Source organism: Aeromonas sp. MTB (genome assembly GCF_056632455.1).
In genome coordinates, this window is record NZ_CP147026.1 from 1,172,572 (window position 1) to 1,192,157 (window position 19,586).

A 19,586-nucleotide genomic window follows, 5' to 3' on the forward strand; every position below is an offset into this window, starting at 1 on the left:
GCGCTCTTTGTCATAATGACGGCCGGTGAAAATTCCCATGAGAGAAAAGGAGCAGCCAATGATCATTCGTCAGGCAAGGGCCGCAGATATTCCCGCACTGGTGGCGCTGCGCATGGAGCTGTTTTGTGAGGTCGGTGAGCTGGTGACGCCGCAGGCAGACCCGACCTTGTGGCAAGCCACCCTTGACTATTTCACCCGGGCGATGAGTGAAGAGAGTGCTTTATCCTGGCTGGCTGAGGCCGATACGCAGGAGGGCGGCAAACAGATCGTGGCGGCCGGGACGCTGGCACTATTTGTACGGCCACCCTATCCCGGCAATCTGGCGGGGATGGAGGGGTATCTGCTCAATATGTATACGCGGCCACAATGGCGCCAGCAGGGGATCGCCACGGCGCTGCTCGATGCCATAACGGCCTTCGCCAGCGCGCGTCAGCTGGGCAAGGTGTGGCTCCATGCCAGCGAGCAGGGGCGTCCTCTCTATGAGAGGATCGGCTTTGTCGCCAATCCGGCCTATCTGGAGTGGGATCTGGCACCTTAATCGATGGGCCCCCGTTATCTCTATGGTTTCTCGTCTAAAGTTCATGCAGATGTGACGTAGTTGTAACCAGGTAATAGAGGGGCAGGGCAGATGTTCAACTTCAAACTCAAAGCGGAATTACAAGCGTGTCAAATGCAGTTGGCCCAGGCCCAGGCATTTATTGATGCAGTAAAAGTCGGTGTCGCTACCATCAGTTTCACTCCAAGCGGCGAGATCCTCGAGGCGAACCCGCTGTTTCTGAGTGTGGTGGGCTATAGCGAGCAGGAGGTGATTGGTAAACACCACCGGATCTTTTGTGATGCCCACTACGCCCAATCATCCTCCTATGCCCAGTTTTGGGAGCAGTTGCGTCAGGGGCATTCCCACAGTGGCATCTACCAGCGCATTGACAAACATGGCAGGGAGTTGTGGCTGGAGGCGACCTACTTCCCGGTCAAGGTTGAGGGCAAGGTGGTCAGGGTCGTCAAGATAGCCTCCGATATCACCGAGAGTTATCAGCAGTTGAGTCGTCAGAAAGCGATCATCTCGGCACTCGATCGGGCACTCGCCATTATCGAGTTCACCCCCAAGGGGGAGATTGTGACGGCCAATCAGAATTTCCTCTCCTGCGTCGGTTACTCCCTTTCGCAGCTCAAGGGGCAGCATCACAGGCTGTTTTGCGATGAAAGCTTCTATCACGAGCAACCTCACTTCTGGGACGATCTGGCCCACGGCCAGCTCAAGTCGGGGCTGTTCAGTCGTCGTGACAGCCACGGCAACGAGATCTGGCTGGAGGCTACCTACAACCCCATCAAGGATGAGAGCGGCAAGGTGGTCAAGGTGATCAAGTTTGCCAGTGAGGTGACAGAGCGGATCAAGCGCGCCCAGGCAGTGAGCGAGGCGGCCAACATAGCCCAGACCATTTCGCAGGAGACCACCCGCTTTGCCGAAACCGGGTCTGAACTGCTGGCGGCATCGGTTGCCATTTCCAGCGCCATTTCCGAACAGGTGAGCCGCACTTCCGGTCTGATTGGCCAGCTCAATGAGCAGTCGAAAAGCATTGAAGCCATCGTATCGACCATCAGCAGTATTGCCGAGCAGACCAATCTGCTGGCCCTTAACGCCGCCATTGAGGCAGCCCGGGCCGGCGATCAGGGGCGCGGTTTTGCGGTGGTGGCCGACGAAGTACGTCAGCTGGCTGCGCGCACCTCCCTCTCGACCGGCGAGATCGCCAGCGTGGTTCAGAAAAACCGCGAACTGACGGCCCAGATCACCGGCAACATCAATGAGGTGGCCACCAGTGCCCAGCGTGGCAAGGAGCAGATCGGCGAGGTGAGTGGCGTGATGTCACAGATCGAGCAGGGCGCCATCAATGTGACCGAGACAGTCTCCAATCTGGCCATCGGCTCCTGACGGTTATTGGTTGTTGAACGAGGCACCGAATGGATGATTATTCCATCGGTGCTTATTTATTGCGCACTTGATATGCCAATCTGAACCCCTCCTGTATCGTCCCGCCATTGTGAATTGTCCTCTTCTGGCCCCTTGATTAGGCTTGCCGCCTCATTTATTTCAGAGTAGGAACAGAACACGATGGCATTACAACAGAAGGGGCGGGCAATGGCCCTGCTGGTTATGGTCGCGAGCATGGGTCTGGGCGGCTGTATGGGGCAGATGGGGCTTTCCGGCATGGTCACCAAGGGCAACCTGAGCGTGGTGGATAACCGCTACGCTCGTGCCGGGGTCTTTATGCTGCTCTCCCCTGTCTACGGTCTGGCCGCGACCGCTGACCTGTTCGTCTTCAATACCATCGAGTTCTGGTCTGGCAAGAACCCCATCACCGGCAAATCTCCGGCTGTGGTGGACATGAAGGCCAATCCGGTGATCAAGGTGAACCAGCATCTGGATCCGGCCCTCAAGACGGTGCCGCTGGCCATGCTGCCACAAGGGGTGCGCGAGGTGGAGATCAGCTACCCGGACGAGCATACCGCCCAGATGGAGGTGCACTATCTGGATGGTCGCCGCAGCATGATGCGTGGCGAGAAGCGTGGCGAGTTGATGGATATCTACTTCGATGGCCGCTTTGTCTCTACCCTGAGCCGCGCAGAGCTGGAGCAGATGAGCGAGAACGCCCGCACGGCGGCCTGATCATCAGTGCCTATGCCGACAAGAACGCCCCGCAACTGCGGGGCGTTTTGCATTGGGCCTAATCGGGCTGCTTGCGATGGGGTGGGGTGAGGATCAGCCCCAGCAGGCGGCGCAGGTGGGTGAGCTGCTCGGTCAGCTGGACGTTGAGCCAGAGGTAACCATTGATGGCCGCCTCTGCGTTGGGCGGCAGCGATACCTGGGTCGCCACCTCGTGCAGGCGGGCGATGGCGGCATCGGCCCCGCGACCATCGCCGGTTTGCATCATCAGGGCAAGCTGGTTGATCGCCTCCTCGGTGGCCAGATGGCAGGCTTGCAGCGCAGCCGTGCTCTGCATCAGGAAGTGGCTCTCCCGATCGTTCCAGTAGGTGTTGGCCAGCATCTCAAGAGTGCAGAGGGTGTTGCGCATGGTGACCTGCACCGCATCAAACAGGGCGACGCTGTGGCGTGTCTCCTTGGCCGCGGGGGCCAGCAGGGCCCGCAGTTTGCCGGTCTGGGCCAGCAACTGGGAGAGATTGTGCTTGAGGCGCGGGCGCTCCAGCACATTGGGGGAGAGGTGGGTGTGATAGAGCCGCCCCGACTGCTGCAGGATCTGGTGCAGTTGCAGCCGCCAGTGGCTGTAAGCCCGCTGGGGATAGATGCTGCAAAAGAGCAGCGCCAGCAGGGAGCCCAGTATCACGTCGGCACTGCGCCACAGCGCCGTCTCTATATCCCCCGGCATGGCCCCCATGGTGACTCCCAGGGTGATGCCGATCAGCAGCCCCACATAAGGGCGCTTGCCGAGGGCCAGATAGCCGCAGAGGAACATGATGCACCCGCACCAGATCAGGGTGAGTGGCAGGGAGTAGATCTCGAGATAGAGCGCTACCACCCCGCAACTGGCACCGAAGATGGTGCCCACCACCCGCTGCAGGGCGCGGGAGAGCACATTGCCCCAAAACGAGATGGGGCCCATCACCACCACCAGGGTGATCAGCGGCCAGGTGCTCTCCGGCAGTTTCAGCTCGCGGGTCAGCAGAAAGGTGAGCATGAAGGCGAGCGCAATGCGCAGGCCATGGACGATCCGGTAGCGGCCATAGACCAGCAGATCGAGTCGGGAGAGGGGGGCATCAAGACGCACGGTCTGCCTCCTGTCAGGTGGGTGACGGGGCGCCGTGCATCCGGCCGACGCCCCGTCGGGATTTAGGCCAGTCGTCCCTGCAGGGGATGGATCCAGACCCGCTCGCCAACGGCGATCCCGGGTTGGTCCGGTACGATTTCGATCAGGCAGTTGGCATCGGCCATGGAGCTGAGAATGCCGGAGCCCTGTGGCCCTGTGGTGCGCACCCGCAGCTGGCCGTTACGGTCCTGATGGAAGATGCCGCGCAGAAACTCGGTGCGCCCCGGGCGGCTCTTCATCTTCTCGTCTGCCAGTGCCGAGAGGCGCAGCGGCTGCCACCGCTTGCCTTGCAAGCGGGCGATGGCAGGCTCGACAAACTGCAGCACGCAGATCATCGCCGCTACCGGATTACCCGGCAGGCCGAAGAAGGGGGTCTGCCCCAGCTTGCCAAAGGCGAGCGGGCGGCCCGGCCGCATCTGGATGCGCCAGAAATCGATCTGGCCCAGCTCCGCCAGCACCAGCTTGATAAAGTCGGCATTGCCCACCGAGACTCCGCCCGAGCTCAACACCAGATCGGCGCTGGCGGCGGCCTGCTCCAGCTGCTGGCGCAGAATGGTCTTGTCATCGGGAATGATGCCAAGGTCCATCACCTCGCAACCGGCGGCGCGGATAAGGGCCATCAGGGTGAAGCGGTTGCTGTCGAAGATATGGCCAGGGGCGAGCTGCTCGCCCGGCGCCTGCACCTCGTCACCGGTACTGAACAGCGCCACTTTCAGCGGGGTGCGCACAGTGAGACTGGCTTGACCGAGTGATGCGGCCAGCCCCAGCTGGGGGGCACCAAGCAAGGTACCGGCCGGGATGGCGACCGCGCCCTTGGCGAGATCTTCGCCGGCGAGGCGCACATTCTGTCCTGCGCGGATCGGTGCGGTGACGGTGACCCACTCACCTTCAATCTGCGTCTCTTCTCGCATCACCACGGTATCGACACTGGGGGGCAGCGGGGCGCCGGTCATGATCTGCACCGCCTGACCGGCCAGCACAGGCTCGTGGCGCTGCTGGCCCGCCAGCACTTCCCCCACCAGCTGCCAGCGACCGGCGGCGAGATCGTCGCTGCGAAGGCCAATACCATCCATCGCCGAGTTGGCATGGGGCGGCACATTGATGGGGCTTATCAAATCGGCGGCCAGCACGGCGCCGTGGCATTGGGCCAACGGTTTGTCGCTGCAGGCCGTGCTCGGGGTGAGGGCCGCCAGAATGGCGTTGCGGGCCGCTTCGACCGAGAGAAAGCCCTTGCCCGCCTCAGGCTCCTTGCTCTGGCAGCCGTCAAGCCAGCGGCAGACGAAGTCGGCAATGGCCGCCAGATCGTTGATATCGAGGCAGGGCAGGCTTGTCTGCAGTTGTTCGCCACTCTGTTGGGGCTGATCGCTGGCCAGTGCGATGATGTCGCTGTCTTCGGGGAAGAGCAGCGGCTTGCCAATTTCGGCGCGGTGCAGCTCGATTTTCGGGAAGTGTTCGTGCTTGAACCCCTCTACCAGCAGCAGATCGAGCTCTGTCTGATCGAAGCTGGCCAGCAGCTGGCGAAAATCGGCTTCGGCCAGTTCCGTTTCGCCGTGCGTTGTTTCAGTAATGCGCGCATGGCGGCGGCGGGAGGCCACCATCATCTGCTGGGCACCCGCCTTGCGCAGGCGGTAACTGTCCTTGCCCGGCTGGTCGATATCAAAGTCGTGGTGGGCATGTTTGAGCACCCCGATGCGCAGGCCGCGATCCACCAGCAGGGGGATCAACTGCTCCAGCAAGGTGGTCTTGCCGGTGCCGCTCCAGGCGGCGAAGCCGAGCAGGGGAAGAGTGGGGGCCGGGGTCATGAGGTGACTCCTTGTTGGGGGTCGATAGCCGGGGCGAGCAGACGGGCCTCGTAGGCGGCCAGCTCGGCAGGGCTGTTGAGATTGATAAAGGCATCCGGCTGATCGGCAAAGTTCACCACCGCCATATTGTGGCGGGCAAACCAGATATCGATTTTGCGCTCACCCTCTGCCAGTGCGGCGGTGAGGGAGGGGAGCAGGGATTTGTGCAGCAGGGCCACCACGGGTTGCAGCCAGTCGCCATCATGGGCTACCACCAGCTCGGTATCCGGGGTCAGGGCGGCGCGAAAGCGGCTCATCAGATCCAGCGGTAGGGCGGGGCCATCGCAGGGAACGAACAGCACCCAGTCGTGACGGGCGGCGGCAAGACCTGCCTGCATGCCCGCCAGCGGGCCGAGATAGTCGTTGTTGTCATCGCTGATGACCGGGGCCAGCGCCTGATAGCGGGCCTGACTGCGGTTGGCGTTGATCAGCACCTCATCCACCTGGGGGCGCAGGCGCGCCAAAACATGGTCGATAAGAGGGCGTCCCGCCAGTGTTACCCATCCCTTGTCTTCGCCCCCCATCCGGGTGGCGCGGCCGCCGGCGAGGATCACTGCCGACACGGGAAAAGGGCTAGAGGGGGATTCGCTTCTTGAAGTCATGTCGCTCGATGATTTTTAAAGGGGTTGTCTCTTGCAGCTGGCCACGGGCGAGGGTCCATTGCCGCTCGCACAGGGAGGTCAATGCGTTGCTCTGGTGGCTGATGACGACCAGGCCGCTGCCATGTTCCCGCAGATCTTGCGCCAATGCGGCCATCAGGGCAACCGAATGTGTGTCCAGATTGGCGGTGGGCTCATCCATCAGCAGAAAGGCCGGTTGCAGTGCCCAGGCACGGGCCATCGCCAGCCGTTGCCGTTCGCCACCGGACAAAATGCTGATGTGCTCCCGCGCCAGCCCCTCCAGCTCGACCCGGCGCAGCGCCTCGAACACCCGGATCTCGCTGCCGAGCTGTTTATCGAGCGCCCAGGCGACGTTGTCGTGCACCGTGCGATCGAACAGATAGGGGGTCTGGTGCAGATAGGTAACCCTGCCTGGTCCCAGCTCCCGCTTGAGGAGCCGGTTTAGCCGCTGTTGCCAGCGCCCCGGCAGATTGGTGTGGCCGCGGGTGGGGGCCAGCAGCCCTGCCAGGATTTTGAGCAAGGTGGTCTTGCCCACCCCGTTGGCTCCATGCAGCCAGATGGCATCCCCCGGTGCGATGGCGAGCCGGTCAATCTCGAACAGCTGGCGCTCGCCAAAGCGCATCGTCAGCTGGTGGGCGGTCAGGGCCATGGGGTACTCCTGTTGATACACAGTGGGGGCATGGTCAGTTCTTCAGATAGCTGTGGCCGCGACAGGCCGTCAGCAGCAGGTTGAGCAAGAGGGCGAGGGTGAGCAGCACTATGCCGAGCGCCACCCCCTGAGTGAAGGCCCCTTTCTGGGTTTCCAGCGCGATGGCGGTGGGGATATTGCGGGTGAAATGCAGGATATTGCCCCCCACCATCATGGAGCAGCCCACCTCGGTGACGATGCGGCTAAAGGCACCGATGATGGCGGCCAGCAAGCCAAAGCGGCACTCGTGCATCAGGCCGATCAGCGCCTTGGGCCAGGAGACCCCCAGGGTCAGGGCGGTCTCCCAGGCGCGCCGGTCGCTCTGGACAAACGCCGCGTGGGCCATGGTGGCGATCACCGGAAAGGCGATCAGCATCTGCCCCACCACCATCGCCTGCTGGGTAAAGAGCAGCTTCCAGTCGCCAAAGGGGCCGGCCCGCGACAGCAGCATGTAAAGCAAGAGGCCAATCACCACGGTCGGCACCGATTGCAGGGTATTGATGCAGGAGAGCCAGAGCCAGCGGCCGGGCAGCGGCAGATAGGCCAGGGCAAAGCCCAGCAGCAAGGCGGGCAGCAGCACCAACAGCAGGGCGATGCAGGAGACGGAGAAGGAGACCCCCACCACCTGCCACAGTTCGGTGTCACCACTGAACAGCAGGGCGAGGGCTGCTAATGTCGTGTCGAGCAGCGTTGGCATCAGGCGCCTCCCTCAGCGAACCGGGGGAGGGCCATCAAGGTCATCGCAGGGGTCAGGGTTGCCATTATTTCCCGTTGGCATCCGCCACAAACAACGCCTGACCGGCTACCTTGAAGTCGCCGATCAACTTCTGGCCATGCTCGGAGACCAGCCAGTTCTTCAGGGTGCGGGCCCCTTCGGTGTTGAGATCCGGGTAGCGCTTGGGGTTGACCAGGATCACCTGATAGGGGTTGAACAAGCGCTTGTCACCCTCCAGCAGCACGGCGAGATCCAGCTTGCTCTGGTAGGCGAGCCAGGTGCCGCGGTCGGTCAGGGTGTAGGCACCGAGCTCCGAAGCCATGGTCAGGGTCGGGCCCATCCCCTGGCCGATGGATTTGTAACCGGCAAACTCGGGTTTGACGTCTGCGGCTTGCCACAGGGTCTTCTCCTTGATGTGGGTGCCGGACTCGTCACCGCGGGAGATAAAGGTCTGGCCCTGCTCCTTGATGGCCTGCAGCCCCTTGGCCGCGTCGTGCAGTTTGCCGAGACCCGCCGGATCTTTTGCCGGGCCGACGATGACGAAGTCGTTGTACATCAGGTGTACCGGCTCGATGCCAAAGCCCGCATCGACGAACTTCTTCTCGGCAGAGGGGGCGTGGGTCATCACCAGATCCGCATCGCCGTTCTCGCCCATCTTCAGGCTCTGGCCGGTACCGGCCGCCATTACCTGCACCGGATAACCGGTCTCTTTGGTGAACTGGGGCAGCAGCCAGCCCAGCAGACCGGACTGCTCGGTGCTGGTGGTGGTGGCGAGGCGGATCGGCGCTTTTGTGGCGTTAGTATCCGCTTCGGCGTGGGCCGCACCGGCGATCAGCAGGCTGGCGGCGAGGGAGAGGGCAAAACGTTTGAGGTTGGTTTTTATCGTCATCGTGATGCAACTTTTTTCAGGGTGGCTGAGGAGAGGGCAAGAGTAAGCAAGCAGGGTGCCAAACTGTTCCTTTGCCGCTGCATTCACGGTTTGCCGTTTAAAAACAGAAGCTTATTAAAATCAATTAGGTGAGCTTGTTATCGCTTTTAATAATTGGTGTTGGTGCTTTTGATACGGTAAGGACAAAATGTCCCACTAAGGTTCCGGTTATCGGGACATTCACCGACCGTACGTGCATCCGAGGTACTTTTTTCCATGACACTCCCTCCCAGCCGCTGGTCTGCCCTCTCCCTGCTTATCGTTGACGATGAGCCCGGCATGCGCAGCTTTCTGGCCAAGGCGCTGGCCAAGCGTTTTGCCCAGATTGAGACTGCCGCCAGCGTGGAGGAGGCGGAAGCCCTGCGCTGCCGCCTTCACTTTGACCTTATCATCGCCGACATCCGGCTACCTGGGCGCTCCGGCATTGAGTGGCACGAGGCCATCGACCCCGCTACCCGTCGCAGCGACATCATCTTCATGACCGGTTTTGGCGATATGGAGACCGCCCTCAAGGCGCTGCGCCTCGGCGCCAGCGACTTTATCCTCAAGCCCTTCAACCTCGATCAGATGGTGCAGGCGGTGGACAGAGTCATCGAGCGCCGCCAGATGGAGCGGGAGAACCTGCTGCTGCGCCGGGAGGTGAGCAAGCTGTTCCCGCCCACCCTGATTGGCGACAGTGCCAAGACCCGCGAGCTCAAGACGCTCATCGCCAGAGTGGCCCCCTCCAACGCCGCCGTGCTGGTGGAGGGGGAGTCCGGCACCGGCAAGGAGCTGGTGGCCCGCGCCCTGCATCAACTCTCTGGCCGGATGGGGGCCTTTGTGCCCCTCAACTGCGCCTCCATCGCGCCGGAGCTTTTGGAAAGCGAGCTGTTCGGCCATGTGCAGGGTGCCTTTACCGGCGCCCGCAAGGGGCGTGACGGCCTGTTCCGGGTCGCCCATCAGGGCACCCTGTTTCTCGACGAGATCGGCGAAATGCCCCTTGCCATGCAGGCCTCGTTGCTGCGGGCGCTGGAGCAGAAGGCCATCCGCCCGGTCGGGGCCGAGCGCGAATTGGCGGTGGATGTGCGCATCGTCGCCGCCACCAACCGCAACCTCAAGGCTGAGGTGGAGGCGGGCCGCTTTCGCGAAGATCTCTTCTATCGCCTCAACGTGGTGGCGCTGCCGGTGGCCCCGCTGCGGGAGCGGATAGACGATATCCCCGCGCTGGTACACCACTTCACCCGCCAGCTCACCGCCGAGATGGGAATGGGTTCCTTGAGCTGGACCCACGAGGATGTGGTGGCGATGCAGGCCTACCCCTGGCCCGGCAACGTGCGGGAGCTGCGCAACCTCATCGAGCGCTGCCTGCTGCTGGGCAAGCCCCCGGCGGATTACTGGCAGAGCAGCAAGCTTGCCGAACAGGGCGCGAGCGAGGAGGGCTACCCGCTGGCATGGCCGCTGGCGGAGGTAGAAAAAGCCCACATCCTGCAAGTGGTGGCCAGCCATGATGGCAACAAGTCGGCCGCCTCTCGGGTGCTCGGGGTGGCGCGCAAGACGCTGGATCGCAAATTCAAGGAGTGGGCCATCGAATGAGGAAGGCTGACTGGATGGGGTGGCGATGAAACTGACCCTGCTCTCCCGCTGCATGCGCGCCCTGTTGCCCCGTTGCGTCCGCACCAAGGTGCGCTGGCGCCTGCTGCTGCTTACTTCGGTGCCCATCATGCTCACCCTGGTGGGCATGATCGCGCTCACCCTCTACTGGACTCTCACCTACAGCTGGCAGAACCTGCTCACCACGGTGCGCAGCGATCTTGGGGTGGCCCATCACGCCATCACGGTGCAGCAGCAGCGCCAGACCGAGCATCTGGAGCATCTGCGCGATGCCTGGGCCTTTCAGCTTCGGCTGCGGGAATCGCCGGATCAGCTCCATGACTGGGTGATGCCGCTGGCGGCCAACTATGGTCTCGATTTTCTGCGCTTGCGCCGTGGCCCCGAGCTGGATCAGCTGACGGCGCAGGAGCGTGCCGCCCTCACGGCCGGACGCAGCGTCAGTCACTTTGTGGTCTGGTCGCAGCAGGAGATGCTCGCCCTCTCCCCGCAACTGGCCAAGCGGGCTGTGTTGTGGCAACGGGATGGCACCAGGGTGGTGGAGGACAGGGGGCTGATCAGTCTGTCACTGACCCCTGTGATGGGCCGCGACGGCTCCCTTTGGGCCGTGCTGGAGGGGGGCGAGCTTGTCAACGGCAGCACCCGGCTGGTGGATGAGCTCAAGGGTCAGGTGTTTGCCAAAAACACCCTGCCGGATGGCAGCGTCGGCACTGTCACCCTGTTTCTCGACGATCTGCGGGTGAGCACCAACGTACCGGTCAGCAGCAGCCGTCAGGTGGGGCGGGCGGTGGGTACCCGGGTCTCGCCGCCGGTGCGCGAGCAGGTGTTGGGGCGGGGGGAGATGTGGGTTGACCGCGCCTTCGTTCACGACGCCTGGTATGTCTCTGGCTACGAGCCGCTGCTGGGAGCCAGGGGCGAGCGGCTCGGCATGCTCTATGTGGGCTTTCTCGAGTGGCCCATCATCCGCACCTACCTCACCAATCTGGTGGAGCTGGGCTCCGGCGTAGTGCTGCTGTTGCTGCTCTCCGGCCTGCTGGTCTATCGCGGCGCGCGGGATCTCTTCTCCCCCATCGAGCGGATGCACAAGGTGGTGCGGCAGGTGCAGGCCGGGGAGTCCGCTCGAATCGGCCCGCTGGCGCTCGATCCCGACCACGAGCTGGCCCAGCTCGGTCGCCAGTTTGACGCCATGCTGGACAGGCAAGAAGCGCATCAGCAGCAGATGGCCCGCAGCGCCGATGAGCTGGAGCAGAAGGTGGCCGAGCGCACCCAAAGCCTCGAGCTCAAGACTGCGGAGCTGGAAGATCATATCCATATGCTGACCGAGGCGCGCCAGCAGCTGCTCATCAGCGAGAAGCTGGCGGCCCTTGGCGAGCTCTCGGCCGGGGTGGCCCACGAGATCAACAACCCGCTGGCGGTGATCCTCGGCAATGTGGAGTTGATGAAACTGGAGCTGGGGGAGGCGGCCGAGCCGGTCAGCGAGGAGCTGGCGCTGGTGCTGGCCCAGATCGAGCGCATTCGTGCCATCACCCGCAGCCTGCTGCAATACTCTCGCCCCGGCGACTACGAGACAGCGCCTGTGTGGCAGCACCTTAACCCCATCATTGAGGAGAGCCTGACCCTGGTGCGCTCTGCCCTGCGTCAGCAGCAGGTGGAGCTGGTGGCCGATCTCAGGGCCCAGCAGCCCATCGAGGCGGATCGTCAACAGCTGCTACAGGTGCTGATAAACCTCCTGGTCAACGCCAGCCACGCGCTGGGGGAGCAGGGGGAGATCCGGGTCGAGAGCCGCGACTGGGTCGATGAACTGGGTCAGCTGCGCGGGGCCGAGGTGCGGGTGATCGACAACGGTAGCGGCATCGAGGCGGCCATTATCGACAAGATCTTCGATCCCTTTTTCACCACCCGCGCCACCGGCACCGGTCTGGGGCTGGCCCTGAGCCACCGCATCATCAGCCGCTGGGGCGGCGAGCTGCTGGTGGACTCCACCCCGGGGCAGGGGAGCTGCTTTACCGTACGGCTGCGCAGCCACGCCCTGCTGCCAAGCGGCGGCGAGCCTGCGAAACTGGAAGGGTGGCGCATCGCCCTCAATGCCGAGGGGCGTGAGACAAGCGATTGATGCTGTTATAAAAAGGCCCGTGATAAAAACAGCCCGTCAACATGGTTGATGGGCTGTTTTGTCGGTGGGTGAGTGGTTATTTACTGCGGGCTCCACACCAGCTTGCCGCTTTGGGTCAGGTCATAGCCGCCGAGGCGGGCCGCCAGCTCGCGCCCCTCGGGGGATTGCAGCCAGCCGATCAGCTGTTGCAGCAGGGTGCGAAAGAAGACCCCTTGCGGCATCACCAGATCGAAGCACTCCTGCGACAAGGGCATAAAGCCGAGGCCAAACTCGGTGGCTGTGCTCTGGGCGCCGGGCCCGACATCCGCATCGCCGCGGCTGATGGCGGCGGCCAGCTCCCGCTCGCTGTTGACCTCGAGGGTGCGCTCCAGTCGGGTCAGCGACTCCCCCTGGGTTTGCAGCCACTCCTGCAGGGCACGCTGGCTGCCAGCCCCCTCTTGGCGCATGGCCCAGCGCCAGTCGAGCGCCTCTTTCGCCTCCTTTGGTTGTAGCCCCTGGCGCAGCACCAGTCCCTGCACCCGGCGAAATCCATGAACGATCACCCATTGCCGGTGGCCCTGATACTGCTGCACCAGCGCCGGATGGCGCAGGTGGGCCTCTTCGGCCTGCCCCCAGTGGATGGCGCACAGATCCACATGGCCGCGCGCCAGCATCGCCAGCCCCTGACGGGTGCCGCACGGGGTGTAGCCTACCAGTGCCTGGGTGCCGAGCTGCTGTGCCAAGCGGCTGCTGGCGTAGTGCAGCAGCACATCGTCGGAGCCCGCCAGCAGCAGCCGGTCGTTCATCACCCCCTCGTGGCAGCTGCCGAGCAGCCAGCGGTCGAGCAGGGAGCGGGGAAACAGCCACTTGCCGGTCGCCTTGGTGGCGGGGATGCGCGCCTCGTTGGCGAGCTGGTAGACCTTCTTCTCGTTGAGATCGAGGTATTCCGCCACCTGCTTCACGTTCATAAACTCGTTCATGAGTTAATCTCGCATCCCGCGACCAGCCGAACCGGGCGCCAGCACCGGTGGCTTCTCGTCCAGCACCATATGGTCGTGGCCGCTGAATACCTCGAAATGGCGCCCCTTGGCGCGGGCAATCATGGTGATGCCGAGCTGGCGGGCGAGATCCAGCCCCATCTGGGTGACGCCGGAGCGCGACAGCAGCACCGGAATGCCCATCTGCGCCACCTTGATCACCATCTCCGAGGTGAGCCGCCCCGTGGTGTAGAAGATCTTGTCGTGGCCACTCTCGCCGCGCATCCATAGCTCGCCCGCCAGGGTATCCACCGCATTGTGGCGTCCCACATCCTCGACAAAGGAGAGGATTTCGCTGCCGCGACAGATGGCGCAGCCATGGACAGCACCGGCCATCTTGTAGGTTTCGTTATGGGCCGACAGCGCCTTGAGCAGGGCGTAGAGGGTGCTCTGTTTAAGCGTGGGCGCCGCCAAAACCACCCCTTCGAGCTTCTTCATCACGCTGCCATACATGGTGCCCTGACCGCAGCCGGAGGTGACCGTCTTCTTCTCCAGTGCTTGGTCGAGATCTTCGGCCTGCTGACTGCTCACCACGGCGGCGGCCTCGCTCTCCCAGTCGACGATCACTGACTCGATGGCTGCAATGTCCTCGATAAAGCCCTGATTTTTCAGATAACCCAGCACCAGCGCCTCGGGGCGGGCCCCCAGCGTCATCAGGGTTACTATCTCCTTCCAGTTGAGGTAGACCGTCAGTGGCCGCTCACAGGCGATTTGGCGGGTTTGCAGCGTGCCCTGCTCATCCATCACCTCGACGGCCATGGTGAGCTGGGCGGCAGCATTGCTTTTGATAAAGGTCGGTGTCATGGGCCCCTCGCGACCGGTTGCTGGGATCTAAGGGGAGGAACACAGCAAGTTTTGTTCCAGATTAATGAAAGGCTGCATGTGTGCTAAGCAATCATTTTCTGAACTAGTTTGACTTCATTTTGAGCAATAAATAAAAATACCGGCTTTTCTTTGAACGCTCATATAGTTAGACTTGGGCTCAAATTAAGCTCATCCACAATAATGTTTTGGTTGATAAGCAACCATGTAAGAGGTAGAGAGAATGGACAGCCTGTGGGCTAATGTATCAGCAACAGTTATTGGTGGTTGTATTTTAACATTTCTGTTCTTTTTGATTAGGGAGAAAATATCACCCCTCCCAAATATCAATGGCATGTGGCATTTGAAAAATATTACAGCAAACAGTGTTTATAATCCATATAAAGGGATGACGCTAGGTTATACGGCAATTCTTTGGTGTGAGGGAAACAGAGTTTCAGGAACTACAGAAAAAGTTTATGAAGATTCCGTGAATGGAGAGAGAGAGTTTGTTGGTAAAAATAGATGTCGTGGTGTTGTTGATGGATATATCCAAAAAAACTATCTATCAAAAGACAGGATTGTATTGCATGTTGTAGAAGAGGGTTTTGGCAGGGAGTCTACTTATTCGTATGAACTTAAAGTTCACAATAAAACAAATACGCTAGAAGGTGTTTTTTCTACAATGGTTGCGGATCAAGATGGATATACAACTTGGAGTCGGGAGAAAATTTGAGGTACATATATATAATATTATCTTTACCCTATGTTTTAGCTTACTATTTTGTGTACGCGGCTAGCCCATATTTTCGTGAGTTACAGCGTAAAGTAGTCAACTCAATTGGCGAGCTTTATTATGAGTTTCCACCAGATTATAAGTATTACCTACAGATAGCAGAAGACCATCGAGGAGATTATCACTACGGTATCGATCAGATATCTTTTTTTAGAATTATTGCTCAATATGTTTTTAAAGGTATAAAGCAGGGCGGGAGCACAATTGAACAGCAATTAGTTAGAACTATTATTGGTCATTATGAGCCTACGTTGAAAAGAAAGTTCATCGAACAACTATTAGCCATATCCGTTGCTAGAAAGTTTAATAAAGAACAAACCATATCTGCATATATTCAAATCGCATATCTAGGGACTAAGATTTCTGGGGTTTTTGAATTGGCCAAAGCTCTTGAGTTAGATGTCTTTCGAGATAGTTCAAAATTATCAATTGAGCTGGCCATACGATTAAAATACCCCGAACCATCTAAATATAGTGTCATGTGGTATAAAAAGTATCAACGCAGGAAAAATCATATAGTCAAACTATCGAAGATGCGACGGTCAAATTTTGTACATTTGGCTAAATCGTAGGTTGGTGCTGAACGAAGTGAAGCCCAACGTTTACCGTGGAATATTTCAAAAGCAATAATCGGATAATTCAGTGTTATTCGGTTATTACCATCCCTCTTGATTAGACTCTGGCGGATTGGTTTTACGCCGCATGTTGGGCTTCGCTGCGCTCTGCACCAACCTACGCCCGCGCCAACCCATATCCCGCACGACGCCCCAACCCACATCAAAGCCCCCATCAACCACTAGACCGGCTTTGGCCCCACTCTTGCTATGTCTTATCCCATTGATGGCCGTGGCCGCCATGAATCTCCTGCTGTGATCCGCCCCGAACGGGGTGGTTAAAGGGGGAGGGCGGCCCGGCAGAGACCTTCTGATGGGAGCCGTGACAGTGCAAGAGACAACCAAACCCCTCTCCCCGCAGCGCTGGCTGCAACTGGAGTTAAAGGCCATCGACAGCCAGGTTGGCCGCTGGCAGAGCCGCCGTTTCGAGATTGCGGCGCTCCACCCCGCCGAGCCCGAGGCTGCCGGTGCCTTGCCCCTGACCCTGTTTCGCGATGAGCGGGGGGATTATCGCTTCAATCTGAGCTCCGGCTCGCCCCGCCTGTTTGTCACCGGAAGCCGCGTGGACAGTGGCTTTGTGGCCGATGGCCTCACCCTGAGCCAGACCGTGGCCGCTGCCTATATGGATGGCGAGCGGCAGGTGCTCTCCTGCCCGCTGCCCGAAGCGCTGCAAGCCTGGGTGGAGGCCTTTATCGGCCGCCACGGCGAGCTGCTGGAGGCCCGCCGCAAGGGCAAGAAGGGCAAGGGTCGGGCGCAGGATCAACTCGGTGTCGATACGGTAGATCAAGCCAGCTGCGGCGCCGTCAAAGCCACCGGCCCCGATGGTCGTGAGCGTGGCAGCGACGCCGGAACCAGTGCCGTAAACAAGGCCGGAAACAGCGCCCATGAGTGAGTTCCTCAAGCGCTGGTCGTCTCGCAAGCATCAGGCATTGCAGCCGAGGGAAAAGGCCACCCCCGAGGCAGTTGTCGCCCCCATCGAAGGCAGTGGCGAAGCTGAAAATCCAGATACCCCGCTGGATAGCACCTTAGTCAGCACTGACAAGGGGAGCTGTGACTCCCTTGCCTTTGAGGGGGCCGAGAGTGGCGAACCGCCGCTAACAACAGCCCAGCCGGGCAAGGCCAAACTCCCCGACAAGGAGACGCTGCGGGCCATGTTTCGCAGCCACAAGCCGGATGGACTCGACGACTACACCCAGGATTTCAGCCAGCCCGAATTGCTGCCCGCAGCCCTGACCGCCGGGCTGCGCAACTGGCTGGTGGATCAGGTGACCGCCTCTGACAGCGAATCGGCCAATCCGCCAACCGGATCCGCTGAACCGGTTGCGCTTGCCAGCGAACCTGCCGCCGAGCCGCCCGAGCTGGCTGATAACCATTCTCAAACCCCCACCGATGATCGGGACATTTTGGTTTCCTCTGGTGGACAAAATGTCCCAACCAAAGGTGGGGAAATGGAACCCTCAGGATCCTGACTCCCTGTCAGTCACTTTTTTTCCGGGGGAGTTGGCTCGCCTCTTGCTCTCTCGGCTTACCAACAAGCGCCCATCCCATGAGGTGGCGCGCGCAGGAGTGTATGTGAGCACTGAACAAACATTGCCAAATCTGAGCCCAAATCTGGCCTCCAATCTTGCCCATGGGGCGGGGGCGGCCGAGCATAATGCGCGCGCTCGCGCCTATGCCCTGCAGCATACGGTCAAGACCGACAATCTGATCCCGGCCACTGTCTCTTACCAGAGTCAGGGGCGTCTGCTGCTGGTCGGCCCGGAGGATCGCATTCGCCGCGCCGCCAGCCTGCTGCCTGCCGGGGTGAAGCCCACCCTGCTGGTGACCGAAGCGGTCCATGATGCCGAGGCGGCCGATCTCGAAACCATTTTTGATGCCACCGCATCCCTCGCTGCCCTGACCCTGCGCGAGCCGAGCCTGACAGGGTATCTTGGCCAGTTTCAGCTCACCGGCCTCAATGGTCAGGGTGAGCGGGTTAATCTGGCGGCGCTCTGTTTTACTCAGCAGGCCGCTGCAAATGGCGAACCGCGCTTCGATCTGGTGGCCGATCTGGGCCGCGCCCCGCTCTTTGCGCTGGAGCGCCCGCCGGTCGGTTATCTGCATCTCTTTGATGACCAAGGGCTGGCCGAACAGCTTGCCGAGCTTTGTGCGCTGACCGGTATCTTCGACAAGCCGCGCTATTTTCGCCTCGACCCCGAGGCCTGCGCCTTTACTGCCCGCGGCGTGCCCGGTTGCAGCCGCTGTCTCGATGTCTGTCCGACCGATGCCCTCACGCCCATCAATGGTCGCATCCAGATCGATCCCCATCTCTGTCAGGGCTTCGGCAGCTGTGCCTCGGCCTGTCCGACCGGGGCGATTGCCTATCATCAGCCCGATGCCAACACCAGCGGCGACTACCTGTTCCGATTGCTCAAGCATTATCGGGAGGCGGGCGGCGAAGCCCCCCAGCTGTTGATCGCCGGCGAAAGCGAGCTCGAATGGGTGGAGGCCGAACTCACCCGCCTGCCCGCCAACTGGCTGCCGGTCTGGGTGGAGGAGAGTGCGAGTTTAGGCATCGAGAGCTGGTTCGCCGCCCTTGCCTATGGCGCCAGCGCGGTGAGCATTGCGCTCGGTGACGATGCCCCCGAGAGCGTCCGTGCGCTGGTTGAGCGGGAGCTGGCGAGCGCCGCCGTGCTGCTGGCGAGCGCCGGCCTTGCTGCCGATCGCATCGCCCTGTTTAACGTTGATGCCGAACAAGATAAGCCGCTCTCCTGTGAGCCGGCCCTTGCCCTGCTGGACAAGCCGCTGAAGGGGGACAAACGGGAAAACCTGTTTGCCGCCTTCGATGTCCTCTGGCAGGCCAACGAGGGGAGCCGCGAGCCGCTGGCGGTGCCCCACGGCGCCCCTTACGGCAGTGTTGAACTCAAAGAGTCTGACTGCACCCTCTGCATGGGCTGCGTGGCGGTCTGCCCGAGCCGTGCCCTGCATGCGGTAGGGCATGCGCCCGGCCTCAACTTTATCGAGCAGGATTGCATCCAGTGCGGTATGTGCGAAAAGGCGTGCCCCGAGCAGGCCATCGTGCTGGTGCCCCGTCTGCAACCCGTGCCCGAAGCGCGCCGTGCCGTGCAGAGCCTGAAAGCCGAAGAGGCTGCCTGCTGCATTCGCTGCGCCAAGCCGTTCGCGCCCGCCTCGATGATCCGCCGCATCCAGCAAAAACTGGCCGGTCACTCCCACTTCCAGAACGAGGCCGCCCAGCGGCTGCTGATGTGCGAGGAGTGCCGGGTCAAGGACGTGTTTGCAGCGCTGGCGGCGGATCCCGTCTCCCAGCTCAAGGTGTGAGGGGCCAGTGATGAGTGAACAACATAACGAAAAGGCTGGCGAACTGACCATGACCGAACTGGAACAGAGCAGCGCCGATCTCTACGCCCTGCTGGCAAGTCTCTGGCGCGCCGCCCCCCGTGGTGAACAGCTCGCCTGGCTGCAAGGGTTGCAGGCTATGCCGGGCCCCTTTGCTAGAGGGGTGGGGCTGGTGCAGCTGGCTGCCAGCAGCCACCACGAAAACGAGCTCGCCGAGGAGTATCAGGATCTCTTTATCGGGCTGGGGCGCGGAGAAATCGTGCCGTTTGCCTCCTGGTATCTCACCGGCTCTCTGATGGAGCTGCCGCTGGCGGTGCTGCGTGCAGATCTCCAGTCGCTCGGTTTCGAGCGCCAGAGCGGAGTGTGCGAGCCGGAAGATCATCTCGCCGCCCTCTGTGAGGTGATGGCGGTACTGATTGGCGAGCAGCACCCGGATCGCAACCGCTTCTATGAGCGCCACCTTGCCCCTTGGGTACTCGCCTGCTGCCGCGATCAGCAACAGGCGAAGGGGGGCAGCTTCTACCGGGCGGTCGGGGCTCTTGCCGAAGATTTCTTCAAGCTGGAAAACGAATTGCGCCTGCCGTTTGGCGCCTGCGTGGTGACGGGCTGAATGCCCTTATCCACCCACAACAAACGAGCAGACGAGATATCCCATTGGACGCGAAGCTGGCGCGCAGGCGCCGGACATTACAAAAACAGAGGTCACAAGA

At 61.3% G+C, this 19,586-nt stretch carries 19 protein-coding genes; 11 read left to right on the forward strand and 8 right to left on the reverse strand.

Annotated features, from left to right (window positions below; translation table 11 throughout):
- Positions 1-58: 58 nt before the first annotated feature.
- From WBR25_RS05530 to WBR25_RS05540, 3 genes are all read left to right on the forward strand, one after another.
- The gene (locus WBR25_RS05530; protein WP_129503519.1) at positions 59-538 is read left to right on the forward strand and encodes a GNAT family N-acetyltransferase; all 480 of its coding nucleotides are present in this window, start codon (positions 59-61) and stop codon (positions 536-538) included.
- Between the two features lie 90 nt (positions 539-628).
- The gene (locus WBR25_RS05535; protein WP_088868722.1) at positions 629-1,930 is read left to right on the forward strand and encodes a methyl-accepting chemotaxis protein; all 1,302 of its coding nucleotides are present in this window, start codon (positions 629-631) and stop codon (positions 1,928-1,930) included.
- Positions 1,931-2,110: 180 nt separating this feature from the next.
- A complete protein-coding gene (locus WBR25_RS05540) occupies positions 2,111-2,665 on the forward strand; it encodes a DUF3332 domain-containing protein (RefSeq protein ID WP_088868723.1) in 555 nt (184 codons plus the stop codon).
- A gap of 58 nt (positions 2,666-2,723) precedes the next feature.
- Here WBR25_RS05540 and WBR25_RS05545 read toward each other — a convergent pair whose 3' ends face one another.
- The 6 genes from WBR25_RS05545 to WBR25_RS05570 all read right to left on the reverse strand — a co-directional run bounded on the left by WBR25_RS05545 (position 2,724) and on the right by WBR25_RS05570 (position 8,574).
- A complete protein-coding gene (locus tag WBR25_RS05545; protein ID WP_042054492.1) occupies positions 2,724-3,782 on the reverse strand; it encodes an FUSC family protein in 1,059 nt (352 codons plus the stop codon).
- Between the two features lie 62 nt (positions 3,783-3,844).
- The gene (locus WBR25_RS05550; protein ID WP_129503520.1) at positions 3,845-5,623 is read right to left on the reverse strand and encodes a bifunctional molybdopterin-guanine dinucleotide biosynthesis adaptor protein MobB/molybdopterin molybdotransferase MoeA; all 1,779 of its coding nucleotides are present in this window, start codon (positions 5,621-5,623) and stop codon (positions 3,845-3,847) included.
- Positions 5,620-6,264: a molybdenum cofactor guanylyltransferase MobA gene (gene mobA / locus WBR25_RS05555; protein WP_129503521.1), complete on the reverse strand. Its 645-nt coding sequence runs from the start codon at positions 6,262-6,264 to the stop codon at positions 5,620-5,622. The genes WBR25_RS05550 and mobA overlap by 4 nt, the downstream gene beginning before the upstream one ends.
- Positions 6,236-6,931 carry an energy-coupling factor ABC transporter ATP-binding protein gene (locus WBR25_RS05560; protein WP_129503522.1) on the reverse strand — a complete coding sequence of 232 codons (696 nt, stop codon included), beginning with the start codon at positions 6,929-6,931 and terminating at the stop codon, positions 6,236-6,238. Before WBR25_RS05560 ends, mobA begins: the two co-directional genes overlap by 29 nt.
- Before the next feature lie 34 nt (positions 6,932-6,965).
- Entirely contained in the window at positions 6,966-7,667 is a 702-nt protein-coding gene (locus tag WBR25_RS05565; RefSeq protein ID WP_005347674.1) for an ABC transporter permease, read from the reverse strand.
- 64 nt (positions 7,668-7,731) lie between these two features.
- The gene (locus WBR25_RS05570) at positions 7,732-8,574 is read right to left on the reverse strand and encodes an ABC transporter substrate-binding protein (RefSeq protein ID WP_068976719.1); all 843 of its coding nucleotides are present in this window, start codon (positions 8,572-8,574) and stop codon (positions 7,732-7,734) included.
- Between the two features lie 255 nt (positions 8,575-8,829).
- Between WBR25_RS05570 and WBR25_RS05575 the strand changes: the two genes are divergently transcribed.
- The gene (locus WBR25_RS05575) at positions 8,830-10,185 is read left to right on the forward strand and encodes a sigma-54-dependent transcriptional regulator (RefSeq protein ID WP_005353777.1); all 1,356 of its coding nucleotides are present in this window, start codon (positions 8,830-8,832) and stop codon (positions 10,183-10,185) included.
- A gap of 25 nt (positions 10,186-10,210) precedes the next feature.
- Positions 10,211-12,313 (forward strand): sensor histidine kinase, encoded by a 2,103-nt coding sequence (locus WBR25_RS05580; RefSeq protein WP_479749535.1) that lies wholly within the window; start codon positions 10,211-10,213, stop codon positions 12,311-12,313.
- Between the two features lie 80 nt (positions 12,314-12,393).
- Here WBR25_RS05580 and WBR25_RS05585 read toward each other — a convergent pair whose 3' ends face one another.
- Positions 12,394-13,260 carry a helix-turn-helix transcriptional regulator gene (locus tag WBR25_RS05585; protein WP_013723539.1) on the reverse strand — a complete coding sequence of 289 codons (867 nt, stop codon included), beginning with the start codon at positions 13,258-13,260 and terminating at the stop codon, positions 12,394-12,396.
- Between the two features lie 15 nt (positions 13,261-13,275).
- Positions 13,276-14,133, reverse strand: coding sequence for a formate dehydrogenase accessory sulfurtransferase FdhD (locus WBR25_RS05590; protein ID WP_479749536.1), 858 nt, complete (start codon positions 14,131-14,133; stop codon positions 13,276-13,278).
- A 241-nt stretch (positions 14,134-14,374) separates the two neighbouring features.
- Here WBR25_RS05590 and WBR25_RS05595 point away from each other — a divergent pair, with 241 nt between their 5' ends.
- The 6 genes from WBR25_RS05595 (at position 14,375) to WBR25_RS05620 (ending at position 19,486) form a co-directional block, all read left to right on the forward strand.
- Positions 14,375-14,866, forward strand: coding sequence for a hypothetical protein (locus WBR25_RS05595; RefSeq protein WP_335837291.1), 492 nt, complete (start codon positions 14,375-14,377; stop codon positions 14,864-14,866).
- Positions 14,845-15,498 (forward strand): transglycosylase domain-containing protein, encoded by a 654-nt coding sequence (locus WBR25_RS05600; RefSeq protein ID WP_421325270.1) that lies wholly within the window; start codon positions 14,845-14,847, stop codon positions 15,496-15,498. Before WBR25_RS05595 ends, WBR25_RS05600 begins: the two co-directional genes overlap by 22 nt.
- Positions 15,499-15,853: 355 nt before the next feature.
- On the forward strand, positions 15,854-16,432 hold the full coding sequence (locus tag WBR25_RS05605; RefSeq protein WP_479749537.1) for a DUF3305 domain-containing protein: 579 nt from the start codon (positions 15,854-15,856) through the stop codon (positions 16,430-16,432).
- Positions 16,425-17,009: a DUF3306 domain-containing protein gene (locus WBR25_RS05610; RefSeq protein ID WP_479749538.1), complete on the forward strand. Its 585-nt coding sequence runs from the start codon at positions 16,425-16,427 to the stop codon at positions 17,007-17,009. The genes WBR25_RS05605 and WBR25_RS05610 overlap by 8 nt, the downstream gene beginning before the upstream one ends.
- Before the next feature lie 103 nt (positions 17,010-17,112).
- Positions 17,113-18,858 (forward strand): 4Fe-4S dicluster domain-containing protein, encoded by a 1,746-nt coding sequence (locus tag WBR25_RS05615; protein ID WP_479749539.1) that lies wholly within the window; start codon positions 17,113-17,115, stop codon positions 18,856-18,858.
- Between the two features lie 10 nt (positions 18,859-18,868).
- On the forward strand, positions 18,869-19,486 hold the full coding sequence (locus tag WBR25_RS05620) for a TorD/DmsD family molecular chaperone (protein WP_479749540.1): 618 nt from the start codon (positions 18,869-18,871) through the stop codon (positions 19,484-19,486).
- Positions 19,487-19,586 lie beyond the last annotated feature (100 nt).

Bases quoted from the DNA above. Each gene is read 5' to 3' on its own strand.
- WBR25_RS05565 (WP_005347674.1), bottom strand. From the start codon at position 7,667: ATGCCAACGCTGCTCGACACGACATTAGCAGCCCTCGCCCTGCTGTTC.
- WBR25_RS05540 (WP_088868723.1), top strand. From the start codon at position 2,111: ATGGCATTACAACAGAAGGGGCGGGCAATGGCCCTGCTGGTTATGGTC.
- WBR25_RS05620 (WP_479749540.1), top strand. From the start codon at position 18,869: ATGAGTGAACAACATAACGAAAAGGCTGGCGAACTGACCATGACCGAA.
- WBR25_RS05610 (WP_479749538.1), top strand. From the start codon at position 16,425: ATGAGTGAGTTCCTCAAGCGCTGGTCGTCTCGCAAGCATCAGGCATTG.
- WBR25_RS05570 (WP_068976719.1), bottom strand. From the start codon at position 8,574: ATGACGATAAAAACCAACCTCAAACGTTTTGCCCTCTCCCTCGCCGCC.
- mobA (WP_129503521.1), bottom strand. From the start codon at position 6,264: ATGACTTCAAGAAGCGAATCCCCCTCTAGCCCTTTTCCCGTGTCGGCA.
- WBR25_RS05590 (WP_479749536.1), bottom strand. From the start codon at position 14,133: ATGACACCGACCTTTATCAAAAGCAATGCTGCCGCCCAGCTCACCATG.
- WBR25_RS05580 (WP_479749535.1), top strand. From the start codon at position 10,211: ATGAAACTGACCCTGCTCTCCCGCTGCATGCGCGCCCTGTTGCCCCGT.
- WBR25_RS05585 (WP_013723539.1), bottom strand. From the start codon at position 13,260: ATGAACGTGAAGCAGGTGGCGGAATACCTCGATCTCAACGAGAAGAAG.
- WBR25_RS05575 (WP_005353777.1), top strand. From the start codon at position 8,830: ATGACACTCCCTCCCAGCCGCTGGTCTGCCCTCTCCCTGCTTATCGTT.
- WBR25_RS05595 (WP_335837291.1), top strand. From the start codon at position 14,375: ATGGACAGCCTGTGGGCTAATGTATCAGCAACAGTTATTGGTGGTTGT.
- WBR25_RS05535 (WP_088868722.1), top strand. From the start codon at position 629: ATGTTCAACTTCAAACTCAAAGCGGAATTACAAGCGTGTCAAATGCAG.
- WBR25_RS05560 (WP_129503522.1), bottom strand. From the start codon at position 6,931: ATGGCCCTGACCGCCCACCAGCTGACGATGCGCTTTGGCGAGCGCCAG.
- WBR25_RS05530 (WP_129503519.1), top strand. From the start codon at position 59: ATGATCATTCGTCAGGCAAGGGCCGCAGATATTCCCGCACTGGTGGCG.
- WBR25_RS05550 (WP_129503520.1), bottom strand. From the start codon at position 5,623: ATGACCCCGGCCCCCACTCTTCCCCTGCTCGGCTTCGCCGCCTGGAGC.
- WBR25_RS05605 (WP_479749537.1), top strand. From the start codon at position 15,854: ATGGGAGCCGTGACAGTGCAAGAGACAACCAAACCCCTCTCCCCGCAG.